The sequence below is a fragment of the Bacillus sp. JS genome, from assembly GCF_000259365.1.
Taxonomy (GTDB): Bacteria; Bacillota; Bacilli; order Bacillales; family Bacillaceae; genus Bacillus; species Bacillus stercoris.
In genome coordinates this window covers 2,522,769-2,538,580 of the sequence record NC_017743.1, presented here as the reverse complement: position 1 = coordinate 2,538,580, position 15,812 = coordinate 2,522,769, and the positions used below count along the sequence as shown (strand labels likewise).

Below are 15,812 nucleotides of genomic sequence, written 5' to 3'. Positions count from 1 at the left end.
TACAATCCTATTGATATAATCTAAGCTAGTGTATTTTGCGTTTAATAGTAGGAGTGATAGATTGTGACAGATAAAGAAAAGCGTTTAGAGAGGCAGTCGAGAATACGGAATTTCTCTATCATTGCCCATATTGACCACGGAAAATCGACCTTAGCGGATCGTATTTTAGAAAAAACGTCGGCAATCACTCAACGAGAAATGAAAGAACAATTGCTCGATTCTATGGATCTTGAACGTGAGCGGGGCATAACCATTAAGTTAAACTCTGTTCAGCTTAAATATAAAGCAAAAGACGGAGAGGAATATATTTTTCATCTGATCGACACGCCGGGACACGTCGACTTCACGTATGAAGTATCCCGAAGCCTTGCTGCCTGTGAGGGAGCGATTCTTGTCGTGGATGCAGCCCAGGGGATTGAAGCGCAGACGCTCGCCAATGTCTACTTAGCGCTTGACAACGATCTTGAAATCCTTCCGGTCATCAATAAAATCGACCTTCCGAGCGCCGAACCGGAACGCGTACGCCAAGAGGTAGAAGACGTTATCGGCCTTGATGCGTCAGAAGCCGTGCTTGCTTCCGCAAAAGCAGGAATCGGGATCGAGGAGATTTTAGAGCAAATCGTAGAAAAGGTGCCCGCTCCGACCGGAGATCCAGAGGCACCGCTAAAAGCGCTGATTTTCGACTCGCTTTATGACGCCTACCGCGGTGTCGTGGCGTATATCAGAGTTGTAGAAGGAACGGTAAAGCCGGGTCAAAAAATCAAAATGATGGCAACCGGCAAAGAATTCGAAGTAACAGAGGTCGGCGTGTTCACGCCGAAAGCGACTCCGACAAATGAACTGACTGTCGGTGATGTAGGCTTCCTGACTGCATCAATTAAAAATGTCGGTGACACACGTGTCGGTGATACGATAACGAGCGCTGCCAATCCTGCAGAAGAAGCGCTGCCGGGATACCGCAAGCTAAACCCGATGGTGTACTGTGGTTTGTATCCGATTGATACAGCGAAGTACAATGATTTAAGGGAGGCCCTTGAAAAGCTTGAGCTGAATGATTCCTCCCTTCAATATGAAGCGGAAACTTCACAAGCGCTTGGATTTGGGTTCCGCTGCGGATTTTTAGGCATGCTCCACATGGAGATCATTCAGGAGCGTATTGAGCGTGAGTTCAACATTGACCTGATTACGACAGCGCCAAGTGTTATCTATGACGTGTATATGACAGACGGCGAAAAGGTCGTTGTCGACAACCCGTCCAACATGCCGGACCCTCAAAAGATCGAACGGGTTGAGGAGCCATACGTAAAAGCGACGATGATGGTGCCGAATGACTATGTCGGCGCTGTAATGGAGCTTTGCCAAGGAAAACGCGGCAATTTCATTGATATGCAGTATTTAGACGCAAACCGTGTCAGCATCATTTATGATATGCCATTAGCGGAAATCGTATATGAGTTTTTTGACCAGCTGAAATCAAGCACAAAAGGCTATGCGTCCTTTGATTATGAACTGATCGGCTACAAACCGTCCAAGCTTGTGAAAATGGACATTATGCTGAATGGTGAAAAAATCGATGCCCTTTCCTTTATCGTGCATCGTGATTACGCATATGAGCGCGGAAAAGTGATCGTTGAAAAACTGAAAGAACTTATTCCGCGCCAGCACTTTGAAGTACCGATTCAAGCGGCGATCGGCCAGAAAATCGTGGCCCGCTCTACCATAAAAGCAATGCGTAAAAACGTATTGGCTAAATGTTACGGAGGGGACATCTCGCGGAAACGAAAGCTTCTTGAAAAACAAAAAGAAGGAAAACGCCGAATGAAGCAGGTCGGCTCAGTTGAAGTGCCGCAAGAAGCATTTATGGCGGTCCTGAAAATGGACGACAGTCCGAAAAAATAATAGAAGTCGCCGCAGTCCTGTACTGCGGCTTCTTTCTGTAAAGAAGGTGAATCCGTTGAAATCAGCTTATATCCATATTCCATTTTGTGAGCATATTTGCCACTACTGCGATTTCAATAAATATTTTATTCAAAGTCAGCCTGTCGACGAGTATTTAAACGCACTCGAACAGGAAATGATAAATACATTAGCAAAAACTGGGCAGCCAGACCTCAAAACGATCTTTATCGGAGGAGGCACGCCGACCTCCTTGTCTGAGGAACAGCTCAAAAAGCTGATGGACATGGTCAATCGCGTGCTGAAGCCATCAAGCGACTTATCGGAATTTGCTGTAGAAGCGAATCCGGACGACTTGTCCGCAGAGAAATTAAAGATATTAAAAGAAGCAGGCGTAAACCGCCTCAGCTTTGGTGTTCAAACATTCGAAGACGATCTGTTAGAAAAAATCGGCCGAGTGCATAAGCAAAAAGATGTATTCGCCTCTTTTGAAAGAGCGCGGGAAATCGGTTTTGAGAATATCAGTCTTGATCTAATGTTCGGGCTCCCGGGGCAAACCCTCAAGCATCTGGAACATTCCATAAACACTGCTTTATCACTGGATGCCGAGCATTATTCCGTATACTCCCTTATTGTAGAACCGAAAACGGTATTTTATAATTTGATGCAAAAAGGGCGACTTCATCTTCCGCCGCAGGAGCAGGAAGCTGAAATGTATGAAATGGTGATGAGCCGGATGGAAACTCACGATATTCATCAATATGAAATCAGCAACTTTGCTAAGGCAGGCATGGAATCCAAGCACAATCTGACGTATTGGAGCAACGAACAATATTTTGGTTTCGGAGCAGGGGCCCACGGATATATCGGCGGCACACGAACTGTGAATGTCGGACCTGTTAAGCATTACATTGACCTGATTGCTGAAAAGGGTTTTCCGTACAGAGATACACATGAAGTGACAACAGAAGAACAGATTGAGGAAGAAATGTTTTTAGGTTTGAGAAAAACAGCCGGAGTCAGCAAAAAACGATTCGCAGAAAAATACGGCCGTTCCCTGGATGAACTTTTCCCAAACGTATTAAAAGACCTCGCTGAAAAAGGGCTGATTCACAATTCGGAGTCTGCCGTTTATTTGACTCATCAAGGGAAATTATTAGGCAATGAAGTTTTTGGCGCTTTTTTGGGTGAGTTATAATTGACATTTTTCTTGTGGTTTGATACTTTTGTTATAGAATTAGCACTCACTTATTGAGAGTGCTAACAGAGGTGATGATGATGTTAACAAATCGTCAGCTGCTGATCCTTCAGGTTATAATCAACGATTTTATTAAATCGGCACAGCCGGTAGGATCGAGAACTCTTTCGAAAAAAGATGAAATCACATTTAGCTCTGCAACAATTAGAAACGAGATGGCTGACTTGGAGGAATTGGGCTTTATTGAAAAAACCCATTCATCCTCAGGGCGTGTTCCGTCAGAAAAAGGGTATCGGTACTATGTTGACCATTTGCTGTCACCCGTTAAACTGACGAAAAGAGACCTGGACCAAATCCACTCGATCTTCAAAGAGAAAATTTTCGAGCTGGAGAAGACAGTTCAAAAATCAGCGCAAATTTTGTCCGATCTGACGAATTACACATCCATCGTACTCGGGCCGAAGCTGAGTGAGAATTACCTTAAACAGATTCAAATCATACCGATTCAGCCTGATATGGCGGTAGCAATTCTCGTTACCAATACGGGGCATGTGGAAAACAAAACGATTAACTTTCCGACCAAAATGGATCTGTCTGATATTGAAAAACTGGTAAATATACTGAACGACCGTTTAAGCGGCGTTCCAATGGATGAACTGAATGAGCGCATATTTAAGGAAGTTGTCATGTACCTAAGACAGCACATTAAGAACTATGACAATATACTCGATGCGCTTCGATCAACCTTTCATTCCACAAATCACGTCGAAAAGTTGTTTTTTGGCGGAAAAATCAATATGCTAAATCAGCCGGAGTTCCATGATATCACCAGAGTTCGGTCACTGCTCTCATTAATCGAAAAAGAACAGGATGTGTTAAAGCTCGTTCAATCCCCGCACACGGGAATTTCGATTAAAATCGGGAAAGAAAACGACTATGAAGAGATGGAAAACTGCAGTCTGATTACGGCTTCTTATTCCGTTGACCAGAAGCAGATCGGCTCAATTGCGATCATCGGCCCGACCCGCATGAATTATTCCAGGGTTGTCAGCCTGCTTCAGCATGTGACTTCGGACTTGTCAAAAGCATTAACAAATTTGTATGATGAATAAGGGAATTTTGGCAAATTTTATCGAAGGGCAGCGCCTGTCCTTCTCCTTACACTTTGAGGGAGGTGAACACAATGTCAGAAGAAAAACAAACCGTTGAACAAAACGAAACAGAAGAGCAAGAAATCATTGAAGAACAAGCTGCCGCTGATGAACAGCAAGAGGAAACAAATGAAAGCGAACTTCTTCAAAATCAAATTAACGAATTGCAAGGTTTGCTTGAGGAAAAAGAAAACAAACTTTTGCGTGTTCAAGCAGACTTTGAAAACTATAAACGACGCAGCCGTTTAGAGATGGAAGCGTCCCAAAAATACCGTTCTCAAAATATCGTGACTGATTTGCTGCCGGCTCTTGACAGCTTTGAACGAGCGCTTCAGGTTGAAACCGACAATGAACAGACGAAAAGTTTGCTCCAGGGAATGGAAATGGTCCACCGTCAGCTCGTAGAAGCCTTGAAAAAAGAAGGCGTCGAAGCCATCGAAGCTGTAGGGCAGGAATTTGATCCTAATCTGCACCAAGCCGTTATGCAGGCTGAAGACGAAAATTACGGCTCCAACATTGTTGTTGAGGAAATGCAAAAAGGCTATAAGTTGAAGGATCGCGTCATTCGCCCTTCCATGGTCAAAGTGAATCAATAATTACATAGCAGGAGGTTATTCAAGTGAGTAAAGTTATCGGAATCGACTTAGGAACAACAAACTCATGTGTGGCAGTGCTTGAAGGCGGCGAGCCTAAAGTTATTGCTAACGCTGAAGGAAACCGCACAACGCCATCAGTTGTTGCATTCAAAAACGGCGAACGCCAAGTAGGGGAAGTGGCTAAACGCCAATCTATCACAAACCCTAACACAATCATGTCTGTTAAACGCCATATGGGTACTGACTATAAAGTGGAAATTGAAGGGAAAGATTACACTCCTCAAGAAGTGTCTGCTATCATCCTTCAACACCTTAAATCATACGCTGAAAGCTATCTTGGCGAAACAGTATCAAAAGCAGTTATCACAGTTCCTGCTTACTTTAACGATGCTGAGCGTCAAGCGACAAAAGACGCTGGTAAAATTGCAGGTCTTGAAGTAGAACGTATCATCAACGAACCTACTGCAGCAGCGCTTGCATACGGACTTGATAAAACAGATGAAGATCAAACGATCCTAGTATATGACCTTGGCGGCGGTACATTCGACGTTTCAATCCTTGAACTTGGCGACGGTGTATTCGAAGTTCGTTCAACTGCGGGTGACAACCGTCTGGGCGGGGACGATTTTGACCAAGTCATCATCGATCACCTTGTATCTGAATTCAAAAAAGAAAACGGCATTGATCTGTCAAAAGACAAAATGGCGCTTCAACGTTTGAAAGACGCAGCTGAAAAAGCGAAAAAAGATCTTTCCGGCGTATCTTCTACGCAAATTTCTTTACCGTTTATCACAGCTGGAGAAGCAGGACCGCTTCACCTTGAACTTACATTAACTCGCGCTAAATTCGAAGAGCTTTCTTCTCATTTAGTAGAGCGCACAATGGGTCCTGTCCGTCAAGCGCTTCAAGATGCAGGACTTTCTGCAAGCGAAATCGACAAAGTTATCCTTGTCGGCGGATCAACTCGTATCCCTGCTGTACAAGAAGCAATCAAAAAAGAAACTGGAAAAGAAGCGCATAAAGGCGTAAACCCAGATGAAGTTGTGGCGCTTGGTGCTGCGATTCAGGGCGGCGTTATCACTGGTGACGTAAAAGACGTGGTTCTTCTTGACGTTACACCGCTTTCTCTCGGTATCGAAACAATGGGCGGCGTGTTCACAAAACTGATCGACCGCAATACGACGATCCCGACAAGCAAATCTCAAGTGTTCTCAACTGCTGCTGATAACCAAACAGCTGTTGATATCCATGTTCTTCAAGGTGAGCGCCCAATGTCTGCCGACAACAAAACACTCGGTCGCTTCCAGCTTACTGATATCCCGCCAGCACCGCGCGGCGTACCGCAAATCGAAGTTTCTTTCGATATTGACAAAAACGGTATCGTAAACGTAAGAGCGAAAGACTTAGGCACAGGAAAAGAACAAAATATTACAATCAAATCTTCTTCAGGTCTTTCTGATGATGAGATCGAACGCATGGTAAAAGAAGCGGAAGAAAATGCTGACGCTGATGCGAAGAAAAAAGAAGAAATCGAAGTCCGCAACGAAGCAGATCAGCTTGTTTTCCAAACTGAAAAAACATTAAAAGATCTTGAAGGCAAAGTGGATGAAGAACAAGTGAAAAAAGCCAATGATGCCAAAGACGCTTTAAAAGCTGCGATTGAGAAAAACGAATTTGAAGAGATCAAAGCGAAAAAAGATGAGCTTCAAGCAATCGTTCAAGAGCTTTCTATGAAGCTTTATGAAGAAGCTGCCAAAGCACAGCAAGCTCAAGGCGGAGCAAGCGCTGAAGGCAAAGCGGATGACAACGTTGTCGACGCTGAATACGAAGAAGTAAACGACGACCAAAACAAAAAATAAATTCTTTTTTAAGTCAGTCCCGCTTCCGGGGCTGACAGAAAAGAACACATTTCATAATCTGATTCAATGATTAGAAAGTCAAAGTCAGGCATCTCTTGGCTTTGACTTTTTTTCTTGCCCGGGATAAAAGGAATTGAAAAATCATAATTCAAAATGATACAATCTAATTTATGTGAGAAATTCGGGAGAGTGAAGCGAGATGAGTAAGCGTGATTACTATGAAGTGCTGGGAGTAAGTAAGAGCGCTTCAAAGGATGAAATTAAAAAAGCTTATCGGAAGCTGTCAAAAAAATATCATCCTGATATTAACAAAGAAGCCGGATCAGATGAAAAATTTAAAGAGGTAAAAGAAGCGTACGAAGCGCTGTCAGATGACCAAAAACGTGCGCATTACGACCAATTTGGGCATACTGATCCTAATCAGGGCTTCGGCGGCGGTGGTTTTGGCGGCGGCGATTTCGGCGGCTTTGGTTTCGATGATATTTTCTCAAGTATTTTCGGCGGAGGAACAAGACGAAGAGATCCAAACGCACCGCGCCAAGGTGCCGATTTGCAATATACGATGACCTTGTCGTTTGAGGATGCCGCTTTCGGCAAAGAAACAACGATTGAAATTCCGCGCGAGGAAACGTGCGACACATGTAAAGGCTCAGGTGCGAAACCTGGAACAAACCCGGAAACGTGCTCCCACTGCGGAGGCTCCGGCCAGTTAAACGTGGAGCAAAACACGCCGTTTGGAAAAGTCGTGAACAGACGGGTCTGCCACCACTGTGAAGGTACGGGCAAAATTATTAAAGACAAGTGTGCGGATTGCGGCGGCAAAGGAAAAATCAAAAAACGCAAAAAAATCAACGTGACAATTCCAGCCGGTGTAGATGACGGACAGCAGCTTCGTCTCTCGGGACAGGGTGAACCAGGAGTAAACGGCGGCCCTGCCGGGGATTTATTTGTCGTGTTCCATGTGCGCGCCCACGAGTTCTTCGAGCGTGACGGCGATGATATTTACTGTGAAATGCCGTTAACGTTTGCTCAGGCTGCTCTTGGAGATGAGGTAGAAGTTCCGACGCTGCATGGAAAAGTGAAATTGAAAATTCCAGCCGGTACACAAACAGGAACGAAATTCAGATTAAGAGGAAAAGGCGTTCAAAACGTCAGGGGCTATGGACAGGGTGACCAGCATATCGTCGTCCGCGTCGTTACGCCGACAAACCTGACAGATAAACAAAAAGACATTATCCGCGAATTTGCCGAGGTCAGCGGAAACCTGCCTGATGAACAGGAAATGAGTTTCTTTGACAAGGTAAAACGCGCGTTTAAAGGCGATTAATTATTGGATGAGGAGTTGGTAGTTTTGAAATGGTCCGAATTAAGCATTCACACAACACATGAAGCGGTCGAACCTATCTCAAATATATTGCATGAAGCTGGTGCAAGTGGGGTTGTGATAGAGGACCCGCTTGATTTAATTAAAGAACGTGAGAATGTGTACGGGGAAATCTACCAGCTCGACCCCAATGATTATCCAGATGAGGGTGTCATTGTCAAAGCATATCTGCCGGTTAACAGTTTTCTGGGCGAAACGGTAGACGGCATTAAAGAAACGATTAATAATCTCCTTCTTTACAATATTGATTTGGGCAGAAATCACATCACCATTTCTGAAGTAAATGAAGAAGAGTGGGCGACTGCCTGGAAAAAGTATTATCATCCTGTGAAAATTTCTGAAAAGTTTACGATTGTGCCGACGTGGGAGGAATATACGCCGGTCCATACTGATGAACTGATTATTGAAATGGACCCGGGAATGGCTTTCGGCACAGGGACACATCCGACAACCGTGCTCTGCATTCAGGCGCTTGAACGCTTTGTGCAAAAGGGTGATAAGGTGATTGATGTTGGTACAGGTTCGGGAATTTTAAGTATTGCGGCTGCAATGCTTGAGGCTGAATCGGTTCATGCCTACGATCTTGACCCTGTAGCTGTAGAAAGTGCACGCCTCAATCTCAAGCTGAACAAAGTGAGCGATATTGCACAAGTGAAGCAAAACAACTTGTTAGACGGGATTGAAGGTGAACATGATGTGATTGTGGCCAACATTTTGGCTGAAGTCATTCTTCGCTTTACTTCACAAGCGTACAGCCTGTTAAAAGAAGGCGGACATTTTATTACGTCAGGTATCATCGGCCATAAAAAACAAGAAGTAAAAGAAGCATTGGAACAAGCTGGCTTCACCATTGTAGAAATCCTTTCAATGGAAGATTGGGTCAGCATTATTGCGAAAAAATAACAGTTAGTAGGTGTCACAGCGTATGCAACGATATTTTATCGAGCTCACGAAGCAGCAAATAGAGGAAGCGCCGGCTTTTTCGGTTACCGGCGAAGATGTTCATCATATTGTGAACGTGATGAGAATGAATGAGGGAGATCATATCATCTGCTGCTCTCAAGACGGCTTCGAGGCAAAATGTGAACTTCAATCTGTTTCCAAAGATAAAGTGTCCTGCCTTGTGATAGAATGGACGAATGAAAACAGAGAGCTTCCGATAAAGATCTATATTGCGAGCGGCCTCCCGAAAGGTGATAAGCTTGAATGGATTATCCAAAAGGGGACTGAGCTCGGAGCTCATGCCTTTATTCCCTTCCAAGCCGCGCGTTCTGTTGTCAAGCTGGATGACAAAAAGGCGAAGAAAAAGCGGGAAAGATGGACGAAAATTGCGAAGGAAGCGGCTGAACAATCGTACCGTAACGAAGTGCCGCAAGTGATGGATGTCCATTCTTTTCAGCAGCTTCTTCAAAGGATGCAGGATTTCGATAAATGTGTCGTTGCATACGAGGAGTCATCGAAGCAAGGGGAAATAAGCGCATTCAGCGCGGTTGTAAGCAGCCTTCCGAAAGGATCATCTCTTTTGATCGTATTTGGTCCCGAAGGCGGTTTAACAGAAGCGGAGGTTGAACGGCTCACTGAGAAAGACGGTGTGCCGTGCGGCCTTGGACCGAGAATTTTAAGGACAGAAACCGCTCCGCTATATGCGTTGAGTGCGATTTCTTATCAAACAGAGTTATTAAGAGGTGATCAGTAATGGCAACTGTTGCTTTCCATACGCTTGGCTGTAAAGTCAACCATTATGAAACAGAAGCAATCTGGCAGCTTTTCAAAGAAGCGGGCTATGAAAGAAGAGACTTTGAACAAACAGCTGATGTATATGTCATTAATACATGTACAGTAACTAATACTGGAGATAAAAAAAGCCGCCAAGTGATCAGACGCGCCATTCGTCAAAATCCTGACGGTGTCATCTGTGTCACAGGCTGCTACGCGCAAACCTCACCTGCTGAGATTATGGCGATCCCTGGTGTCGATATTGTAGTTGGAACACAGGACCGTGAAAAAATGCTTGGCTACATTGACCAATACCGTGAAGAACGCCAGCCGATTAACGGCGTCAGCAACATCATGAAAGCGAGAGTCTATGAAGAGCTCGATGTGCCTGCTTTCACGGACCGGACAAGAGCGTCATTGAAAATACAAGAGGGCTGCAATAATTTCTGCACATTCTGTATCATTCCGTGGGCGCGCGGCCTGCTACGCTCCCGCGACCCTGAAGAAGTCATTAAACAAGCGCAGCAGCTTGTCAATGCGGGCTATAAAGAAATTGTTCTTACAGGTATTCACACGGGCGGTTACGGCGAAGATATGAAAGATTACAACTTCGCTAAGCTTTTGAGCGAATTAGACTCTCGTGTAGAAGGCGTGAAACGGATCAGAATTTCTTCAATCGAAGCCAGCCAAATCACTGACGAAGTGATCGAAGTCTTAGACCGCTCAGATAAGATAGTGAATCATTTGCATATTCCTATCCAATCCGGCTCAAACACAGTGCTTAAACGGATGAGACGCAAATATACAATGGAATTCTTTGCAGACCGTTTAAACAAATTGAAAAAAGCACTGCCAGGCTTAGCCGTTACTTCTGATGTTATTGTTGGGTTCCCTGGTGAAACAGAAGAAGAATTTATGGAAACCTATAACTTTATTAAAGAACATAAATTCTCTGAACTGCATGTTTTTCCTTATAGTAAACGTACAGGAACACCAGCTGCGCGAATGGAAGACCAAGTGGATGAAAACGTGAAAAACGAACGTGTGCACCGCCTGATTGCTCTTTCTGACCAGCTTGCAAAGGAATACGCTTCTCAGTATGAAAATGAAGTGCTTGAGATTATCCCTGAGGAAGCGTTTAAGGAAACAGAAGAAGAAAATATGTTTGTCGGTTACACAGACAATTATATGAAGGTTGTTTTCAAAGGCACGGAAGATATGATCGGCAAAATTGTAAAAGTCAAAATCCTAAAAGCAGGTTATCCTTACAACGAAGGGCAATTTGTCCGTGTTGTTGGGGATGAAATAACTGAACATATGCGTTTGTCTTCTTAACCTAAAAAACCGGTGCATTTAAAATGTCCCGGTTTTTTATTTAGCTGGGATAAGAAGGTGAATCAATCGGTAAAACAAGTTTGTAAGCGGAAGAAATAAAAGAGCTGTCACTACATTAAATAAAAGGCTGAAATGAGCAATCCTTTGGGCGGGATCTGGTGATAACTGTTCTACAAAACCAGTCGCGGCGGTCAGAAAAGGCAATACTAGAGCCACGCCTAGCACATTAAACACCACATGGGCATACGCTGTCTGTTTCGCCGCATATCCGCCGGATACAGCCGCCATGACAGCTGTAATGCATGTCCCGATATTTGATCCGAGCACGACGCTCATCGCCTGTGTCAGCCCGATAATCCCTTCATTCATAAAACTCATTAAAATACCGATACAGACAGAGCTGGAATGAATGATGGCAGTTAACACCATTCCGATGAGCAAAGCTGACCAGTTCGAATCGTTAACGTGGTATAAAACGTCGGCTCCCGTTTTCAGCTTTGTCAGCGGCCCGGCAAGGTGGCTGAATCCACTGATGCAAAAGAAGATGATGCCCAATCCGAGGAAGCTTGTTCCCAGCTGTTTTAAAGGATACCTGCCAGTCAGAAAAAACAATAAACCGCCTATTAAAAGAACCCAAATCAAAATATCCATTTTGATGGCAATAAATTCAGTTGTAAAAGTAGAGCCAACATTTGTCCCCAGAATCATCGGTATCGTCCGCTTAAAAGAAAGAACGCCCGCACTGACAAAGCCGATGACAATGACCATAAAGGCTGAACTGCTCTGAAGTATCCCCGTAAATACAATGCTGATAAGAAACGCTTTTAATGGGTGGTCCGTAAATAATAGCAAACGGTCTTCAATTTTTGAGTACGCCATCGATATTAAGCCTTTTCGAAGCATATTCATGCCTGCGAGAAAGAATAATATAAGAGCTGTAAAACTGATCAGAATCAACATCCCATTCACCAACCCCTTTCTATCATTATATAGACAGGCAGTCTCACTCATGACGGAAAAGTGAACTCACTTAGTTGACCTGACTGATGGCTTATATTATAATGTCAAAGTACATGTTTATATGTGTAACTTAAAGGTAGTCGATTGGTGTATTCGGAGGGAGGGAAAGAGAATGTCAAAAACGGTCGTTAGAAAAAACGAATCGCTTGAAGATGCTCTTCGTCGCTTCAAACGCAGTGTATCAAAGACAGGTACTTTGCAAGAAGCAAGAAAGCGTGAATTTTATGAAAAACCTAGCGTAAAGCGCAAGAAAAAGTCTGAAGCTGCTAGAAAACGCAAATTCTAAAAGAGGGTGGATTTATGAGTCTTCTTGAGCGTCTCAACCAGGATATGAAGCTGTATATGAAAAACCGTGAGAAAGACAAACTGACTGTCGTTCGAATGGTTAAGGCTTCACTTCAAAATGAAGCAATTAAGCTTAAGAAAGACAGTTTGACCGAGGATGAGGAACTCACTGTCCTTTCTCGTGAACTTAAGCAACGTAAAGACTCCCTCCAGGAATTTTCAAACGCTAATCGTTTAGATTTAGTAGATAAAGTTCAAAAAGAGCTGGACATTTTAGAAGTTTATTTACCTGAGCAGCTGTCAGAAGAAGAGCTGCGTACAATCGTAAATGAAACCATTGCAGAGGTCGGTGCGAGCTCAAAAGCGGACATGGGCAAAGTAATGGGGGCAATTATGCCTAAAGTAAAAGGTAAAGCTGACGGAAGTTTAATTAATAAGCTTGTGAGCAGTCAACTGTCTTAAATGGCAAAGAAAAGGACATCTTTCTAAGAGAGATGTCTTTTTTTATACATAAAAAAATGAAACCTTTGATACATTTGTTACGTATGAAGAGAAGGCACTTATTATAAAAGGAAGGAGGGATACACAGCCCTTGCTTCAAATCAAAGGATTCCGTGCTGTTCTTTTGAGTATATTTTTACTTTCTTTATTTGGCGTACAGCTGAACGCAAAAGCAGAAAAACAAACTGTATATGTGATCCCGGTTGAGAAAAATGTCGAACAGGGTCTCGCCTCGTTTTTGTCCCGTTCGTTACAAGATGCAAAGGATGCACATGCAGCCCATATTATTCTTGATATCAATACACCGGGGGGATTAGTCAAATCTGCTATTGATATGGCGGATGTGATCACCGAAAGCGAGATCCCCGTAACTGCATATGTAAACAAACGCGCGTTGTCTGCTGGTGCATACATTGCGCTGCAAGCCGATCACATTTATATGGCGCCTGGCGGAAAAATGGGAGCCGCCGCGATTATTGATGGCCAAGGCAATGCCGCTGACCAAAAAGCTGAATCACTTTGGCTGGCAGAGATGGAAGATGCCGCAGTGAAAAATAATCGCGATCCAAAATATGCGCTCGCAATGGCTGACCCGGATATAGATGCCAAGGAAGTCGGCGCGCCTAAGGGAGATCTGCTGACACTTAACGCAGACAAGGCGATGGAGGTAGGCTATTCAGAAGGCACTGCTGACAATGTATCCGCGCTCGTAAAGAAGCTTGGGTTCGAAAAAGCGCAGATCAGCTATGCAAAGGAAAGCTTTGCGGAAAAAACAGCAAGATGGCTGACGAGTCCGGTCATTGTCCCCATTCTGCTGACTATCGCTTTTTTAGGTCTGACAGTAGAGCTTTTTTCCCCGGGTGTCGGCCTCCCTGGAACGGCTGGATTCATTGCGTTATTGCTGTTTTTCTACGGTCATCTCGCAGCAGGCCTTGCCGGGTATGAGACGGTTCTCCTCTTTATCGCAGGGGTGATCCTCATCCTGCTTGAGATTTTCCTTCCTGGAGGAATCATTGGTTTACTTGGCTTGGGATCGATTATTGTGAGCCTGTTTTTAGCCGCGGGGAGCTTCACTGTCATGGCGGTTTCTCTCTTGATCGCCACAGCTGTTTCAATTACAGCTTTTATTTTACTGACAAGGGTGTTGGGAAAGCGTATGAAATTCTTTAGAAAATTGATATTAAATGATTCTACAAATACCGAGAGCGGCTACGTATCAAATCAAACGCGGACGGACCTAATGGGAAAGGTGGGTATAACCTCTACACCGCTGCGTCCTTCCGGTACCGTCATTATTGACGATGAACGCCTTGACGTTGTTTCGGAGGGATCGTTTACAGAAAAAGATAAGAAAGTAAAAGTGATTAAAGTAGAAGGCTCACGTATTGTCGTGAGAGAAATTTAAATAGAAACGAGGAGAAGTTATATGGATCCGTCAACATTTATGATTCTGGCAATTGTCGCAGTCGCGATCATTGTTTTGGCTGTATTTTTTACATTTGTGCCTGTAATGCTTTGGATTTCAGCTTTAGCAGCCGGAGTGAAAATCAGCATTTTCACCCTGGTTGGGATGAGGCTTCGCCGAGTCATACCGAATCGGGTTGTTAACCCGCTGATTAAAGCGCATAAAGCGGGACTTAATGTTGGAACAAACCAGCTTGAAAGCCACTACCTGGCCGGAGGTAATGTTGACAGAGTTGTCAACGCGCTTATCGCCGCCCAGCGCGCGAACATTGAACTCACATTCGAGCGCTGTGCTGCCATTGATCTTGCCGGCCGGGATGTATTGGAAGCTGTTCAAATGAGCGTTAACCCTAAGGTCATTGAAACGCCGTTCATTGCCGGTGTGGCCATGGACGGGATTGAAGTGAAAGCGAAAGCGAGAATCACAGTAAGAGCGAATATCGAACGTCTCGTCGGGGGAGCGGGGGAAGAAACTATTGTTGCCCGTGTCGGTGAAGGGATCGTCTCTACAATCGGTTCATCCGAAAATCACAAAAAAGTGCTTGAAAACCCCGACATGATTTCTCAGACGGTACTAGGAAAAGGATTGGACTCAGGAACGGCATTTGAAATTCTCTCGATTGATATTGCTGATGTTGACATCGGTAAAAACATCGGTGCGATTTTACAAACTGATCAGGCCGAGGCTGATAAAAACATCGCGCAGGCAAAAGCGGAAGAACGACGTGCAATGGCTGTCGCTCAAGAACAGGAAATGCGCGCCCGCGTAGAAGAAATGCGCGCGAAAGTGGTAGAAGCCGAGGCGGAAGTGCCGCTTGCGATGGCGGAAGCCTTGCGTGAAGGGAATATTGGCGTCATGGATTACATGAATATCAAGAACATTGATGCTGACACAGATATGCGTGATTCATTCGGCAAGCTGACGAAAGACCCGTCGGATGAAGACCGCAAATCATAATCTCTCTAAGAAGGGAGAACGCTGATGGAAGATCTACTGACAAATCCGCTTATTATTGCAGCGATCATCGGGATTATTTCTGCGATTTTCGGCAAAAAGAGCAAAGAAGAAAAGCAAAACAGCCAAAAAAGAAAAATACCTCAACAGGTGCAAACTGCTTCCCCTCAAAAGAAGCAGTCAAAAGAAGAAGCTCCTGCACCTATCCCTAACCGTATGGAACAGGCAAGACGGGAAGCGGAAGAAAGACGCAGGGAAACAGAAAGAAATCTGAAAGGGCTGGAACGAGATCTTGCTGCTGCCAAACAAAAAGCGGTATACACAAAACAAAAAATGCTCCAAGTGAATAAAGACACCGTGGTACAGGGGATCGTTCTAGGAGAGGTATTCGGACCCCCAAGGGCGAAAAAACCTCATCATACGATGCGCCCGGCCCGTAAAAATTAAAGTGT

15 protein-coding genes are annotated in these 15,812 nt (G+C 44.4%); 14 read left to right on the top strand and 1 reads right to left on the bottom strand.

The window, feature by feature from the left end; translation table 11 throughout:
• The first annotated feature begins 63 nt into the window (after window positions 1-63).
• The 9 genes from lepA (at window position 64) to mtaB (ending at window position 11,135) form a co-directional block, all read left to right on the top strand.
• On the top strand, window positions 64-1,899 hold the full coding sequence (gene lepA / locus MY9_RS12855) for a translation elongation factor 4 (RefSeq protein ID WP_014664662.1): 1,836 nt from the start codon (window positions 64-66) through the stop codon (window positions 1,897-1,899).
• Window positions 1,900-1,954: 55 nt separating this feature from the next.
• Entirely contained in the window at window positions 1,955-3,094 is a 1,140-nt protein-coding gene (hemW, locus tag MY9_RS12850) for a radical SAM family heme chaperone HemW (protein ID WP_014664661.1), read from the top strand.
• 80 nt (window positions 3,095-3,174) lie between these two features.
• Window positions 3,175-4,206, top strand: coding sequence for a heat-inducible transcriptional repressor HrcA (hrcA, locus tag MY9_RS12845; protein WP_014664660.1), 1,032 nt, complete (start codon window positions 3,175-3,177; stop codon window positions 4,204-4,206).
• A gap of 71 nt (window positions 4,207-4,277) precedes the next feature.
• A complete protein-coding gene (grpE, locus tag MY9_RS12840; protein ID WP_014664659.1) occupies window positions 4,278-4,841 on the top strand; it encodes a nucleotide exchange factor GrpE in 564 nt (187 codons plus the stop codon).
• A 23-nt stretch (window positions 4,842-4,864) separates the two neighbouring features.
• Window positions 4,865-6,700: a molecular chaperone DnaK gene (gene dnaK, locus MY9_RS12835; RefSeq protein WP_014664658.1), complete on the top strand. Its 1,836-nt coding sequence runs from the start codon at window positions 4,865-4,867 to the stop codon at window positions 6,698-6,700.
• Between the two features lie 199 nt (window positions 6,701-6,899).
• Entirely contained in the window at window positions 6,900-8,027 is a 1,128-nt protein-coding gene (gene dnaJ, locus MY9_RS12830) for a molecular chaperone DnaJ (protein ID WP_014114461.1), read from the top strand.
• Window positions 8,028-8,051: 24 nt separating this feature from the next.
• Window positions 8,052-8,987, top strand: coding sequence for a 50S ribosomal protein L11 methyltransferase (prmA, locus tag MY9_RS12825; protein WP_004398884.1), 936 nt, complete (start codon window positions 8,052-8,054; stop codon window positions 8,985-8,987).
• 22 nt (window positions 8,988-9,009) lie between these two features.
• Complete coding sequence (locus tag MY9_RS12820; RefSeq protein ID WP_014664656.1) at window positions 9,010-9,780, top strand: 16S rRNA (uracil(1498)-N(3))-methyltransferase; 771 nt, start codon at window positions 9,010-9,012, stop codon at window positions 9,778-9,780.
• Window positions 9,780-11,135, top strand: a complete 1,356-nt coding sequence (mtaB, locus tag MY9_RS12815; RefSeq protein ID WP_014664655.1) for a tRNA (N(6)-L-threonylcarbamoyladenosine(37)-C(2))-methylthiotransferase MtaB — start codon at window positions 9,780-9,782, stop codon at window positions 11,133-11,135. Before MY9_RS12820 ends, mtaB begins: the two co-directional genes overlap by 1 nt.
• A gap of 36 nt (window positions 11,136-11,171) precedes the next feature.
• On the opposite strand, the gene MY9_RS12810 is transcribed toward mtaB, so the two are convergent.
• Complete coding sequence (locus tag MY9_RS12810; protein WP_014664654.1) at window positions 11,172-12,095, bottom strand: Na/Pi symporter; 924 nt, start codon at window positions 12,093-12,095, stop codon at window positions 11,172-11,174.
• A gap of 172 nt (window positions 12,096-12,267) precedes the next feature.
• Here MY9_RS12810 and rpsU point away from each other — a divergent pair, with 172 nt between their 5' ends.
• The 5 genes from rpsU (at window position 12,268) to MY9_RS12785 (ending at window position 15,807) form a co-directional block, all read left to right on the top strand.
• Window positions 12,268-12,441 (top strand): 30S ribosomal protein S21, encoded by a 174-nt coding sequence (gene rpsU / locus MY9_RS12805; RefSeq protein ID WP_003152957.1) that lies wholly within the window; start codon window positions 12,268-12,270, stop codon window positions 12,439-12,441.
• Window positions 12,442-12,455: 14 nt separating this feature from the next.
• Window positions 12,456-12,902, top strand: a complete 447-nt coding sequence (locus tag MY9_RS12800; protein ID WP_003230022.1) for a GatB/YqeY domain-containing protein — start codon at window positions 12,456-12,458, stop codon at window positions 12,900-12,902.
• Between the two features lie 130 nt (window positions 12,903-13,032).
• Window positions 13,033-14,346, top strand: coding sequence for an NfeD family protein (locus tag MY9_RS12795; RefSeq protein ID WP_014664653.1), 1,314 nt, complete (start codon window positions 13,033-13,035; stop codon window positions 14,344-14,346).
• A 21-nt stretch (window positions 14,347-14,367) separates the two neighbouring features.
• Window positions 14,368-15,363 (top strand): flotillin-like protein FloA, encoded by a 996-nt coding sequence (gene floA, locus MY9_RS12790; RefSeq protein WP_014664652.1) that lies wholly within the window; start codon window positions 14,368-14,370, stop codon window positions 15,361-15,363.
• 24 nt (window positions 15,364-15,387) lie between these two features.
• Entirely contained in the window at window positions 15,388-15,807 is a 420-nt protein-coding gene (locus MY9_RS12785) for a hypothetical protein (protein WP_014664651.1), read from the top strand.
• Window positions 15,808-15,812 lie beyond the last annotated feature (5 nt).

Coding starts and splice junctions, on each gene's coding strand:
- hrcA (WP_014664660.1), top strand. CDS start 3,175: ATGTTAACAAATCGTCAGCTGCTGATCCTTCAGGTTATAATCAACGAT.
- grpE (WP_014664659.1), top strand. CDS start 4,278: ATGTCAGAAGAAAAACAAACCGTTGAACAAAACGAAACAGAAGAGCAA.
- dnaJ (WP_014114461.1), top strand. CDS start 6,900: ATGAGTAAGCGTGATTACTATGAAGTGCTGGGAGTAAGTAAGAGCGCT.
- MY9_RS12820 (WP_014664656.1), top strand. CDS start 9,010: ATGCAACGATATTTTATCGAGCTCACGAAGCAGCAAATAGAGGAAGCG.
- mtaB (WP_014664655.1), top strand. CDS start 9,780: ATGGCAACTGTTGCTTTCCATACGCTTGGCTGTAAAGTCAACCATTAT.
- MY9_RS12810 (WP_014664654.1), bottom strand. CDS start 12,095: ATGTTGATTCTGATCAGTTTTACAGCTCTTATATTATTCTTTCTCGCA.
- rpsU (WP_003152957.1), top strand. CDS start 12,268: ATGTCAAAAACGGTCGTTAGAAAAAACGAATCGCTTGAAGATGCTCTT.
- MY9_RS12800 (WP_003230022.1), top strand. CDS start 12,456: ATGAGTCTTCTTGAGCGTCTCAACCAGGATATGAAGCTGTATATGAAA.
- floA (WP_014664652.1), top strand. CDS start 14,368: ATGGATCCGTCAACATTTATGATTCTGGCAATTGTCGCAGTCGCGATC.
- MY9_RS12785 (WP_014664651.1), top strand. CDS start 15,388: ATGGAAGATCTACTGACAAATCCGCTTATTATTGCAGCGATCATCGGG.